Annotated in this window: 15 protein-coding genes; 9 read left to right on the top strand and 6 right to left on the bottom strand. The window is 59.0% G+C overall.

Going from position 1 to position 12,085, the window contains the following annotated elements; translation table 11 throughout:
• Positions 1-42 precede the first annotated feature (42 nt).
• Positions 43-210 (top strand): 50S ribosomal protein L33, encoded by a 168-nt coding sequence (rpmG, locus tag ABNU55_RS06305; protein ID WP_290751111.1) that lies wholly within the window; start codon positions 43-45, stop codon positions 208-210.
• A 133-nt stretch (positions 211-343) separates the two neighbouring features.
• Positions 344-814 (top strand): universal stress protein, encoded by a 471-nt coding sequence (locus ABNU55_RS06300; RefSeq protein ID WP_290751113.1) that lies wholly within the window; start codon positions 344-346, stop codon positions 812-814.
• A gap of 26 nt (positions 815-840) precedes the next feature.
• Here the strand turns inward: ABNU55_RS06300 and ABNU55_RS06295 are convergent, their stop codons facing one another.
• Together ABNU55_RS06295 and ABNU55_RS06290 are read right to left on the bottom strand one after the other, a co-directional pair.
• Positions 841-2,211 carry a PleD family two-component system response regulator gene (locus tag ABNU55_RS06295; RefSeq protein ID WP_290751115.1) on the bottom strand — a complete coding sequence of 457 codons (1,371 nt, stop codon included), beginning with the start codon at positions 2,209-2,211 and terminating at the stop codon, positions 841-843.
• Positions 2,208-2,600: a response regulator gene (locus ABNU55_RS06290; protein ID WP_290751117.1), complete on the bottom strand. Its 393-nt coding sequence runs from the start codon at positions 2,598-2,600 to the stop codon at positions 2,208-2,210. The genes ABNU55_RS06295 and ABNU55_RS06290 overlap by 4 nt, the downstream gene beginning before the upstream one ends.
• Before the next feature lie 107 nt (positions 2,601-2,707).
• On the opposite strand from ABNU55_RS06290, the gene ABNU55_RS06285 reads away from it, so the two are divergent.
• The 5 genes from ABNU55_RS06285 (at position 2,708) to ABNU55_RS06265 (ending at position 6,897) form a co-directional block, all read left to right on the top strand.
• Complete coding sequence (locus ABNU55_RS06285; RefSeq protein ID WP_348764272.1) at positions 2,708-4,003, top strand: DNA polymerase IV; 1,296 nt, start codon at positions 2,708-2,710, stop codon at positions 4,001-4,003.
• 68 nt (positions 4,004-4,071) lie between these two features.
• Complete coding sequence (locus ABNU55_RS06280) at positions 4,072-4,533, top strand: RidA family protein (RefSeq protein ID WP_290751120.1); 462 nt, start codon at positions 4,072-4,074, stop codon at positions 4,531-4,533.
• Positions 4,534-4,541: 8 nt separating this feature from the next.
• Positions 4,542-5,267 (top strand): glycerophosphodiester phosphodiesterase family protein, encoded by a 726-nt coding sequence (locus ABNU55_RS06275; RefSeq protein ID WP_290751122.1) that lies wholly within the window; start codon positions 4,542-4,544, stop codon positions 5,265-5,267.
• A 15-nt stretch (positions 5,268-5,282) separates the two neighbouring features.
• Positions 5,283-6,446 (top strand): GNAT family N-acetyltransferase, encoded by a 1,164-nt coding sequence (locus ABNU55_RS06270; RefSeq protein WP_290751125.1) that lies wholly within the window; start codon positions 5,283-5,285, stop codon positions 6,444-6,446.
• A gap of 16 nt (positions 6,447-6,462) precedes the next feature.
• A complete protein-coding gene (locus tag ABNU55_RS06265) occupies positions 6,463-6,897 on the top strand; it encodes an HIT family protein (protein ID WP_290751127.1) in 435 nt (144 codons plus the stop codon).
• Positions 6,898-6,998: 101 nt separating this feature from the next.
• Here ABNU55_RS06265 and gatB read toward each other — a convergent pair whose 3' ends face one another.
• The 4 genes from gatB to gatA form a co-directional block, all read right to left on the bottom strand.
• The gene (gatB, locus tag ABNU55_RS06260) at positions 6,999-8,510 is read right to left on the bottom strand and encodes an Asp-tRNA(Asn)/Glu-tRNA(Gln) amidotransferase subunit GatB (RefSeq protein ID WP_290751130.1); all 1,512 of its coding nucleotides are present in this window, start codon (positions 8,508-8,510) and stop codon (positions 6,999-7,001) included.
• Positions 8,511-8,603: 93 nt separating this feature from the next.
• Positions 8,604-8,930, bottom strand: a complete 327-nt coding sequence (locus tag ABNU55_RS06255) for a hypothetical protein (protein ID WP_290751132.1) — start codon at positions 8,928-8,930, stop codon at positions 8,604-8,606.
• A 49-nt stretch (positions 8,931-8,979) separates the two neighbouring features.
• Positions 8,980-9,249, bottom strand: a complete 270-nt coding sequence (locus ABNU55_RS06250) for a hypothetical protein (protein ID WP_290751134.1) — start codon at positions 9,247-9,249, stop codon at positions 8,980-8,982.
• Positions 9,250-9,259: 10 nt separating this feature from the next.
• Positions 9,260-10,732, bottom strand: coding sequence for an Asp-tRNA(Asn)/Glu-tRNA(Gln) amidotransferase subunit GatA (gatA, locus tag ABNU55_RS06245; protein WP_290751136.1), 1,473 nt, complete (start codon positions 10,730-10,732; stop codon positions 9,260-9,262).
• 170 nt (positions 10,733-10,902) lie between these two features.
• Between gatA and ABNU55_RS06240 the strand changes: the two genes are divergently transcribed.
• Together ABNU55_RS06240 and ABNU55_RS06235 are read left to right on the top strand one after the other, a co-directional pair.
• Positions 10,903-11,358, top strand: a complete 456-nt coding sequence (locus ABNU55_RS06240) for a DUF6491 family protein (RefSeq protein WP_290751138.1) — start codon at positions 10,903-10,905, stop codon at positions 11,356-11,358.
• Between the two features lie 215 nt (positions 11,359-11,573).
• Positions 11,574-12,023, top strand: a complete 450-nt coding sequence (locus ABNU55_RS06235) for a DUF6491 family protein (RefSeq protein ID WP_290751141.1) — start codon at positions 11,574-11,576, stop codon at positions 12,021-12,023.
• Positions 12,024-12,085 lie beyond the last annotated feature (62 nt).

The following is a 12,085-nucleotide window of genomic DNA, read 5'->3' as shown; positions in this document are numbered from 1 at the left end:
GCCCTTCGAATTTCTCAGAACACGCGAGCAAGAGCACCCGTCATGGCCAAGCCGACAACCATCAAGATTCGCCTGAACTCGACTGCCGGGACGGGCTTTTTCTATGTGACCAAGAAAAACCCGCGCAACATCACCGAAAAGCTGGTGATGCGGAAATATGATCCGATCGCGAAGAAGCATGTCGAATTCAAGGAAGGCAAGATCAAATAGGTCTTCGCTTTCATAGCAATTCAGATCCAGCCGGACCTTTGCGTCCGGCTTTTTCTTTGGGGTCTACGTAAAAGTCTCTATGGACCTGCCCCCCTTCTCGCACGTTATACTCCCTGAAAATTGGAGGTGACCCATGGCACTTGAATTCAACAAGGTTGTTGCCGTCATTGATGTCGATGACGATCTCGCCAGTCTGATCATGGAAACGGCGTCGAAGCTGACCGCAGATGCCGGCGAACTTCACGCAATCGATTCCAACCCCTTCATTACGACATTCGAGTCGCCCTATGCGGCCGGCGCCCTTGAGGCGGATACCCAGGCCCACCAGGCGGACGCCAAACGCCGCAAGGAAGATATGAACGCGCTGAAGGCCAAGTTCGCCCCAGGGGCGACTGTGGCGGTTCTGGACGGCGACCCGTCGCGAGATGCGGCCAGCTATGCCAAGAAGATCGATGCAGACCTCATTGTCATCGGTTCGCAGCAGAAGACCTGGTGGAAACGCCTGTTGCTCGGATCTGAGAGCCTCGACATGTTGCGGGAGGCCCCCTGCGCGGTGTTTGTCGTAACGAACGCGCATGTGAAGCGTGTAAAGGCAAAGGGTTAGATTGCTTTTGGCGGCCGGTCAGCAGCTCAGGCGGCAATACTCTTGACCTGATTGCGGCCGGCTGTCTTGGCTCGGTACAGCGCATCATCCGCGCGGCGCAGCATGTCTGCGATCGTGTCTTGTTCACCATGAAAAGTCGAAACACCGGCGCTCACCGTGATCACCAGCTTGCGCGCATCACGCACACCTGCGTCAAAGGGGTCTGACGCGATCGCGCGGCGGATGCGCTCAGCCGCCGAACAGGCAAGATCGCCGTCCGTTTCCGGCATGATGACCAGGAATTCCTCCCCGCCGGGCCGGCAGACAATATCTTTCGGGCGGACATTCGCCATCAGCCTCTCGGCGAATAGCTTGAGGACCGCATCTCCCGCTTCATGGCCATAAATATCGTTCACTCTCTTGAAATAGTCGATGTCCACAGAGACAACCGAAAGCGGTTTGCCGCCCATACCGGCCCGTTTGATCCAGAGCGCGAGCTGGTTGTTCATATAGCGGCGGTTATAGAGACCCGTGAGCTGGTCGATCACTGAGAGCTCCAGCCCTGTATCGACGCGATTTCGCAGGATCTCCACATAGCGCGACTTGCGTGTCTGGGTGCGGATGCGTGCGAGCAGTTCCTCGGTGGTGAAGGGCTGCTGGATCACATCGCTGGCCCCGAGCTCAAGCGCCCGGCCGGCGAGTGCATTGTCGGTGTCTTCGGCCGTCACGATGATCGACAGGGCCCGTGTTTCGTCATTCGTACGCAGATGCGCGCACAGACGAAGGGGATCATAGGCCTGATCGCTGAGCCCGAGCAGGACGAGGTCCAGCTTGCCTCGCCGGGTCATATTCGGCCCCTCAGCCTCTTCCAGAGTAAAAACATGATGGCCGGCCGCTTCCAGAGGTTCTCGCAAGCGCCGGACATTGTAGGGATTTGTGTCGACAACGAGCACATTCACGTCGCGGTTCAGCGTTTCATTCTCTTCCTCACTGAATGCCCCGAACCGGACGCCGCTCGCCTCGCGCTGGCGAAGTTCCCTTGTGACCGCATTGTAGCGGATCAGCGCGCTCAGCCTGGAAGCCAGCGCAAAATCATCGACCGGCTTTGTCAGGAAGTCGTCCGCCCCCGCATCCAGTCCGCGAACGCGGTCAGCGGTCTCGCTGAGCGCACTCAGCATGACGACGGGAATATGCGCAGTCTCCGGCGATGCCTTGAGCTGCCGGCAGACTTCATATCCGTCCATACCCGGCATCATGATATCCAGAAGTATGATTTCCGGCGCTTCGGTACATGCGAGTTTTAGCGCCTCGGGCCCGTTTTCCGCCAGAATGACCGAATAGTATCTTGCGGCCAGCTTGGCCTGCATCAGGCGCCGGTTCGCCAGGATATCGTCAACAACGAGGATGCGCGCGCTCATGCCGCCCGCCTGTCTCCAATAAGATCCTCGACTGCCGCGCGGAAGGAACGCATCTGAATAGGTTTGGACAGATAGGCCTCGCAGCCTGCCTCGCGCACCAGCTTCTCATCGGAGCGCATCGCAAATGCGGTAACAGCAAGGACCGGTATGGAGGCGATCGATTCATCATCCTTGATCCAGCGGGTGATATCGAGCCCCGAGACGTCCGGCAGCTGGATATCCATGACGATGAGGGCGGGCTTATGCTGGCGGGTAAGTTCAACTGCACGCGCGCCGTCGCGGCATTGCAGCGTGTCATATCCGAAGGCATCAAGAAGATCACAGAACAGGCGCATGTTCAGTTCATTGTCCTCGACAACGAGAACCGTTTTGCGAGCGCCTGACGTCATTTCCCCTGCTTCACCCTCACATCAAAGTCTTCTTCAATATCCACATAGCCCGAAGAGTCTTAATCTTTGTTTGAATTCAGCCGGTAACTTGCCGCTCCGGCAGGAACATGAGAAGAACAAGCATGATGTCGCTATGCCGGGACTGCTCGTCTGTCCAATCAGGTCAGGTCGCGAAATGCCCGGTCTGTCAGGGCGAGCGCATGATCAGTCATGACCAGCTCGGCGAGCTGACGGTTGCCCATATCGATTGCGATGCATTCTACGCAGCCATTGAAAAAAGGGACAATCCCGAGCTTCGAAACAAGCCCGTCATCGTCGGTGGCGGCCAGCGCGGCGTGGTCGCCACCTGTTGCTACATTGCCCGGCTGGACGGCGTGCGCTCTGCCATGCCCATGTTCAAGGCGCTCAAGGCGTGCCCCAACGCTATCGTGATCCGGCCGGACTTCCGCAAGTATACAGCCGTCTCGCGCGATATACGGGCCAGACTGGAGACGTTGAGCCCGATGGTCCAGATGGTCAGTATCGATGAGGGGTATATCGACCTGTCGGGCACGCAGCGCCTGCATGCCCACCTGCCGGCCGCCCTGCTCGCCACGCTTGCCCGCGATATCGAACGAGACCTTGGCATCACCATATCCATCGGGCTGGCCGAGAACAGATTCCTTGCCAAGATGGCGAGCGAAATGGACAAGCCGCGCGGCTTTGCCGTTCTTTCCAAGGCTGATGCGAAATCGATTCTCGGCCCGATGCCGGTGACGGCGATCCATGGCGTTGGACCGGCCTTTGCCAAACGGCTGTCGCGCGACGGGCTCCACCTGATCGGGGACGTCCAGGCACGCGGCCGGGCAGACATGATGCGCCAATATGGCGAGGGCGGCCAGCATCTGTGGGACCGGGCCAACGGCATCGATCACCGGCGCGTCTCACCAGGACGTGAGCGCAAATCAGTTTCTGCCGAGCGCACCTTCAACACCGATATCTCCGACCCGACGGTACTGGAGGACCGCCTCTGGGCCGTCTGCGAAGAAACGGCGACGCGTGCCAAGGCGCATGGCGTATCGGGCTATGTGGTCACGCTGAAACTAAAGACGAAAACATTCAGAAGTCTGACCCGGAGTGTCACCCTCTCTGAGCCGACGCAGCTTGCCCAGACGCTTTTTCGCACGGCGCGCCCGCTGCTCAGCCGCGAGACATCGGGCACCACGGCCTACCGGCTGATCGGTATCGGCATTTCGGACCTTCATCCGGCCGGTCTCGACCAGATAGATCTTGTTGATCCGGCTGTGGCAAAACGCGCGGCAGCCGAACGCGCCATAGATCGCGCCCGCGGAAAATTCGGTGACCAGGCCGTCCAGACCGGCCGGGCCATGCGTTCAGAGCGGCGAAAGCGCACGCCGGACTAAAGCGTGCCTTGCCGGGGGCGGGCCCATGTGTTCAAGAGGTGAAAAGATAACCACCGGAGCCCCTGTCCATGAGCACACCCGAAGCCCGCCTGGTCAATCTCGGCATCACGCTGCCAGAACCGATGAAAGCGGTGGCCAATTACGTTCCCTTCGTGATCTCAGGCCAGCACCTTTATATCTCCGGCCAGGTCAGCTCTACGCCTGACGGGCTTGTGACAGGGCGTCTTGGCGAGACAATGGACCTGCCCGCCGGCCAGCAGGCGGCAAAGCGCTGCGGCATCAATCTCATCGCCCAGTGCAAGGCTGCCGTGGGCGACCTTTCCCGAATCAAGCGCGTCGTGAAACTTGGCGGCTTTGTGAACTCGCATCCGCTCTTCATCGACATCCCACAGGTCATCAATGGCTGCTCGGACCTGATGGTCGAGGTATTTGGAGACGCCGGTCGCCACGCCCGCTCGGCCGTGGCCTGCCCCACCCTGCCGCTGGGCGTTGCTGTAGAGATCGACGGAATATTCGAAATCGAAAGCTGAGGACTGTTTTGGCCGAAAGATTCAATCTGCTAGCCTACCACTATGCCCATCGCGGACTGTGGTCGAACGAAACCTATCCGGAAAACAGCCTGGAGGCGATCCTGGCCGCTGGTGGCGGTGGGATCGGGTGCGAGATCGATGTGCGTCCGGCTGCCTGTGGCACACCGGTCGTCTTTCACGACGCCATCCTTGACCGGATGACTGACACGACCGGTTTCGTCTCCAATCATTCGGCCGAAGAGCTGACAAAGCTGAACCTCAAGGGTAACGGCACATTCGTCACACTGGATCAGGTCCTGGAGGCCTGGACATCCGACACCCCGCTTCTGATCGAGCTGAAGATCGATGGGGAAACCGATGCTGAAGGCTTTACCAATATCGTATCGGAACGCGTCGCCGCCTATGACGGGCCGGCTGCGCTGATGAGCTTCAGCCGCCGGGCCGTTTCTGCCGTACCTGCCGGCATCATGAAGGGCGCCCTCATCCTGCCGAGCCGCATGTCGCAGGACATTACCCTGCAGGCGCTGGTCAGCACGTCTGCTGCGCTCATGCCGGATTTCATCGCCGCCCACTGGTCCGACGCTGCGGAGGCGACGACGACAGCTACCGATTACGGCCTGCCACTGGCGGTCTGGACGATAGATACGGCGGACCGGGCGCAGGAGCTGAAATCGCTGCCCATCGCCCAGATCTTCGAAGGCTTCGATCCAGCCTTTGTCAGGCCGGAGGCATGAGCTAGATTCCACTCTATGGATGAAGCGCGCCTCGAAATCAGACTGATCCGGAGCCTCAGCGAGATCGGGGCCGAGGACTGGAATGCGGTCGCCAATCCACCGGGCGAACCCTATGACCCTTTTCTGAGCTGGCAGTTTCTTCAGGCACTGGAGGAAAGCGGCGCCGCAGCGCCAGAGACAGGCTGGGCGCCCCACCACATCCTTGTCGAGGAGATCGGCCGCGGCCTTGTCGGGGCCATGCCGCTCTATCTGAAATCCCACTCGCAGGGTGAGTTTGTCTTCGACCATAGCTGGGCCGATGCCTATGAGCGCGCGGGCGGGCATTACTACCCCAAACTTCTCTCGGCGGTGCCGTTCACGCCCGTCACCGGCCGACGCCGCCTCGTCAAGCCGGGGCCGGACGCCCAGCGCATTGGCGACGCCCTGCTCGGCGCGGCCGTAAAGATTGCGGCCGACAATGATATTTCCTCGCTCCATATCAATTTCCTGCCACCCGAAGAGGCGCTTCGGCTCGAGGCGGCAGGCCTTCTCATCCGCACGGACCAGCAGTTTCACTGGCACAATGAGGGCTATGAGAGCTTTGATGATTTCCTGGCCGCGCTTTCTTCATCAAAGCGCAAGAATCTCCGCAAGGAACGGCAGAAAGCCCAGGACGGTCTCGTCTTTCGCCACATTACCGGCGCCGATATCACCGAAGACCACTGGGACGTCTTCTACGAATTCTATATGGACACCGGCGCGCGAAAATGGGGCTCTCCCTATCTCAACCGTGAGACCTTTTCGCTGCTGGGTGAGCGTATAGCAGACGATATTCTGCTCGTTTTCGCCGAAGAGGATGGCCATCCGATCGCAGGCGCACTCAACATGATCGGCGGCGACCGGCTTCTCGGGCGCTATTGGGGCACGACGTCCCCCCGCCCCATGCTTCACTTCGAGACCTGCTACTATCAGGCCATCGATTTTGCCATCGCCCATGACCTAAAGACGGTAGAGGCCGGCGCGCAGGGCGGCCACAAACTCGCGCGCGGCTATGTGCCTTCCACCACCTATTCCGCGCACTGGATCGCGCATGAGGGCCTGGCGCAGGCCGTTGAGGAATACCTTGGCCGGGAACGCCAGATGGTTGAAAAAGAAGCTGATTTCCTGAAAGAAAGAACGCCGTTCAAGAAGGACGGCTAAGACGAGAGAGCGAGACATGGCCCTGCACGGCGACTACGATACCGATAACATCTTCGCAAAAATGCTACGCGGGGAAATGCCCTGCGTGAAGGTCTTTGAGGACGACGTCGCCCTCGCCTTCATGGACATCTTTCCGCAGGCCGAGGGCCACACGCTGGTCATCCCGAAGGATGTAAAGGCGCGCAATTTTCTGGAGCTCAAACCCAAGAAGATCGGGCCCTATATGGAGCGGGTCCAGACCGTCGCGAAAGCCGTGGAGAAGGCGCTAAAACCCGATGGGCTTCGGATTGTGCAGTTCAACGGCGCCCCGGCCGGGCAGACCGTGTATCACCTCCACTTCCACATCCTGCCCGTCATGGAAGGCCAGAGCGCCCGCCCCCATGCCAGCGGCAAACCCGCAGACACTGAAGAGCTTCAGGCGCTGGCGGAGAAGATTGCGGCCTATCTTTAAACCCCGATAGGAGGGCGCGGGTGCAGGCGAAACTAATCATCGGTGTCCCGGGTCTCATTTCAGTCGCCCGGGATGACGAAAATTCCGAATATCGGCGAGACCTAGAGGCCCAGCTTCTGCTTCAGGATCTCATTCACCGCCTGCGGGTTAGCCTTGCCACCAGAGGCTTTCATCACCTGTCCGACAAACCAGCCCATCGCTTTCGGCTTTTCCTTCACGGACTCTGCCTGCTCTGGATTGGCGGCGATGATCTCATCGACAATGGCTTCGATGGCGCCGGTATCGGTGACCTGTTTGAGGCCGTGCTTCTCGACAATGTCACCCGGGTCGCCTTCGCCGTCGATCATGCGCGCGAACACGTCCTTGGCGATCTTGCCCGAGATGGTGTCATTGGAAATGAGATCGACCAGCTCGCCCAGCTGCTTGGCTGAGACCGGGCTGTCGGCCAGCTCCAGATCCTCGCGGTTGAGATAGCCGAACAGCTCCTGACTGACCCAGTTGGCGGCGAGCTTTGCATCGCGACCCTTTGCAACAGCCTCAAAGAATTCGGCGCGCTCACTGTCAGCCGTCAGAACACCGGCATCATAGCGTGAGAGCCCATATTCGCTCTCGAAGCGCTGGCGTTTCTCGTCCGGGAGCTCCGGCAGGCTTTCACGGATATTGTCGATGAAGAGGTCGTCAATCTCCAGCGGCAGCAGGTCCGGGTCGGGGAAATAGCGATAATCGTGCGCGTCTTCCTTGGAGCGCATGGACCGCGTCTCGCCCTTGTTCGGGTCGAACAGGCGCGTTTCCTGATCGACCTTGCCACCGCTCTCGATGATCTCGATCTGGCGGCGCGCCTCATATTCGATGGCCGCCTGAATGAAGCGGAACGAGTTCATGTTCTTGATCTCGCAGCGCGTGCCGAGATGGCTGAAGTCGCCCGTCTCACGGAACTTCTCATAGGCGCCAGGCTTGCAGACCGAGACGTTTACGTCTGCACGCAGATTACCCTTCTCCATGTCACCGTCGCAGGTGCCAAGCGCGACCACAATGGATTTGAGCTTCTTCACGTAAGCTGCTGCTTCCAAAGGCGTTCTGACGTCCGGCTTGGACACGATCTCCATCAGCGCGACGCCGGACCGGTTAAGGTCCACATAGGTCGCGGTCGGGTCCATGTCGTGAATCGACTTGCCCGCATCCTGTTCAAGGTGAAGGCGTTCTATCCGTACAGGGAAGGAATAGGCCGGGTCGCCATGAGCCGGTTCGACATCGACCTCGATCTCACCCTCACCGACGATGGGGTGGTCGAACTGGCTGATCTGATAGCCCTGCGGCAGGTCCGGATAGAAATAATTCTTGCGGTCGAAGCGGGAATATTTGTTGATCTTCGCCTTGAGGCCAAGCCCCGTGCGCACCGCCTGCTCGACGCATTTGCGGTTGATTACCGGCAGCATGCCGGGCATGGCGGCGTCCACCAGCGAGACATTGCAGTTGGGATCGGCGCCAAACTCAGTCGACGCGCCGGAAAAAAGCTTCGCCTGCGAGGCGACCTGCGCATGGACTTCTAAGCCCATGACAAGTTCCCAGTCTCCGGTGTCGCCTTTCAGCGTGTAAGTCGGCCGCTCGGACATGCTCAAAAATCCCGATTCAATTCTCTTGTCAGCGCGCGTTTAAGCATAGCTCGCAAGGCCTTGCCATAGGCGCGCATGCGGCGCTTGCAGCACCTAGCTCGTTTTGTCCTGGCCGGCCTTCTTCTGGGCGGCAGCCACCCGGGCCTTGCGGGCCGCCATACGGTCCTTGATATTGGCACTGAGCCGGCTTGGCGCTTCTGTGTCGTCAGCCTTGCGTTCGCGGCGATACTGGAGCCGCTCAACGAATATCGCGCCACGAAGCGAGATGTAGAGCGCCGCGACAACAGCTGCCAGCCAGTACATCCGCGTGCGCGGATGGAACGGGTTCACCCCATTGTACCAGGCCATCGACAGGATGAGCAGCAGCATGAGGATAAAGGCCAGAGCTGCATAAAGGACGGTGCGGGTTTTTCTCGACATGGCAGCAAACTAGCACCGCAAGGCGCGCGCCGTCACGCATACAGATGCGTTATTCCTTATGGTTCTTCTCGTCCCATTCATCTGCCAGCGGCAGAAGCGGAAGCAGAATGAGAAACAACGCAAAAAGGAACAGGAGCGCCGGGATCGCGATGCTTTTGTCCTGTCCATCGAGCGCCATTCCAGAGGTCACCGAATAAACGGCAAGACCACCGAGAAAGACAGCAATTGGCCAGCGTACAGCACGGAAGCGGAACACCCTCGCACCGAAAACCGAACTGATCAGCTTTTCGAGTGTGTTGCGGTGGCCCCGGGTCGACATAGGCTGAAGCCTACCACCACTTCTCCGGCTTTGCGACAAAGCCCGCAGCTTCTTCCAGCGCGCCTGCGACGCGGAAACAGGTTGTCTCATCCAGCGCCTTGCCGATCACCTGAAGGCCAAGCGGCAGACCCTGACTGTCGAGCGCGGCGGGCACCGAAATACTCGGCAGTCCGGCGAGGTTTGCGGTCACGGTGAAGATGTCATTGAGGTACATCTGCACCGGGTCGGCCTTCTCCCCATAGACAAAAGCCGCCGACGGACAGGTCGGGGTCAGGAGCGCGTCACATTTCTCGTATGCCTCAATGAAATCATTGAGGATTTTCTTTCGCACCTTCTGCGCGCGCAGATAATAGGCATCATAATAGCCCGATGAGAGCACATAGGTGCCAATCATCAGGCGGCGCTGGACCTCTGCCCCGAAACCTTCGGACCGCGTACCTTCATAGGTCTTGATGAGGTTGTCACCCTGAACGCGTGCGCCATAGCGCATCCCGTCATAGCGCGCGAGGTTCGAGGAGGCTTCAGCCGGCGCCACGATATAATAGGCCGGCAGCGCATATTTGGTGTGCGGCAGGGAGACATCCACGATCTCGGCGCCCTGCTCTTTCAGCCAGTCGATGCCCTGCGTCCACAGCGCCTCGATCTCTTCGGGCATATCATCCACGCGGTATTCTTTGGGGATACCGATCTTCATGCCCTGCACGCCGCGATGGACCGCGTCACGCCAGTTCGGCACCGGCTCCGGCAGGGAGGTGGAATCCTTGGCATCATGGCCGCACATCGCTTCCAGAAGGATGGCACTGTCCTCAACCGTCTTGGCGATGGGGCCGGCCTGATCCAGCGAAGAGGCAAAGGCGACCATGCCATAGCGGCTGGCGCGCCCATAGGTCGGTTTGATGCCCACCGTGCCTGTAAAGCTCGCTGGCTGACGGATAGAGCCGCCGGTGTCGGACGCCGTCGCGGCGAGGCAGAGATTGGCCGACACGGCTGTTGCAGACCCACCCGACGACCCGCCGGGGGTCAGCGTCTGGTTGGAGCCCGATCGCCGCCATGGGTTGGCAGGCGGCCCGAAACGCGATGTTTCGTTGGAGGAGCCCATGGCGAACTCATCCATGTTGAGCTTGCCGAGCATCACCGCGCCGCGGTCCCAGAGCTGCTGGGTCACGGTCGATTCATAGGTCGGGGTAAACTCGCCCAGGATATTCGAGCACGCTGTCGTGCGCACGCCCTTCGTACAATACAGGTCCTTCACGCCAATCGGCGCGCCTTCGAGCGCCCGCGCCTCACCTGCCGCGATCTTCGCATCGGCGGCATCTGCCATTTCCAGCGCCTTTTCCGGTGTCTTCACGACATAGGCATTCAGCGTGTCGTTCGACGCTTCGATCTCCTGGATGAAGGCCTCGGTCAGTTCACGCGAGGAGAAGGCCTTGGAAGACAGCCCGTCGAGGGCTGCAGCAAGGGTGAGTTTCGGGAGGTCAGTCATCTGGCAATGATCCACATACAGAGGTTTGCGCCTTCGTATGCTGGCCCGGCTCGAGGTTTCAAGCCCCGTCTACTGAAAGGCCGCACATGAAATTTTGCGCGTGTGAGCTAAATACGTGTAATATCACGCATAGTCTCCCGCTCGGGTTGTAAATCAACAGGAGGAAAATGATGAAACGTTCCCACATCCTGACCGCCCTTCCCGCGCTGGCCTTGATGGCCGCAGCAGCCTGCACGACATCCCCGCAACAGGATTCAGAGGCGGAGGCTGAGAATTGGCGGACCGATGCGCGTCTCGGCGAACAGGTTGACCGGATTTGCTTTGCATCCGCTGTCGATGACTTTCAAATGACGACGCGGCGGAGCGTCGTGGTCGAGCGCGGCGTCAATGATCACTACCTGATCGAGACCATGGGAAACTGCCAGGATCTGCGTAACGCTCTGTCGATGTCTTTCGATACGTTTCCGGGCTCAAGCTGTATCAGCAAGGGCGACAGCATCTACGCCTATGACAGCCTGTTTGGCCCCGACCGGATGGACATTCCGCCAATCCGTTGCCCTATTAAAGCAATCTATAGATGGAGCGAAGATGCTTCTGATCAGGACGCGACAGCCGAAGAAAGATAACGGCGCGAGTCCAGACTGCCCCCAAGGTTTGCCGGCCGAAAATGTCCAGAAAGCCTGGATCGCAGTCGTCGAGTGCGGGCGTTTTTAATCCCGCGCCAAAAGCTCCACATGGAAGCCAGACCAATATTGTGGCTTGCAGTCGTTTGACCGCAACCGGTAATGGCGATACATTCTAGCTTCAGTTGCAAAACTATCCCTTAGCCAAGGAAGTTGCCATGTCTCCAAATACCTTCGCTGCCACACTTGCAAGCGCCGCTGGATTAACTCTCCTAGCACTTCCCTCGCATGCCGATGACGCGGGCACACAAGTCAGTGCACTTCAAGACGGCCGTCTTGGCGAACAGGTCGATCAACTTTGTATCAATGCCAAAGGCTTCAACTTCCGCGACATGACAGATCGGACGGTTATCATCGAAACCGCCGGCGAGGACTTCCTTGTGGAAACGGTCAAGAAATGCGGCAATCTTTCCACCGCCAGAAATCTCTACGTTCATTCGGAGCAGAGAAATTCCCGATGCATCAAGGCGAGCAATTTGCTTGTGGCGGAAGCGCCCTTTACTTACTCTACATTTATTCCTTCGGAGTCTCGTAGCAGTCATTGCCGGATCGGATCCATCTATGAATGGAACGAAGACGCCTTAGAAGCTTCGGAAGCCAGTTCATAAGTCAGACCCAAAAAAAGCTTATCATTGAAAAGCTCAAACGACTTAGCTTTTGATTGGGTCCT

This window comes from uncultured Henriciella sp., assembly GCF_964005855.1.
In the GTDB taxonomy this organism is placed as follows: domain Bacteria; phylum Pseudomonadota; class Alphaproteobacteria; order Caulobacterales; family Hyphomonadaceae; genus Henriciella.
The sequence above is the reverse complement of the archived record's forward strand: the minus strand, read 5'-3'. Positions and strand labels throughout refer to the sequence as shown.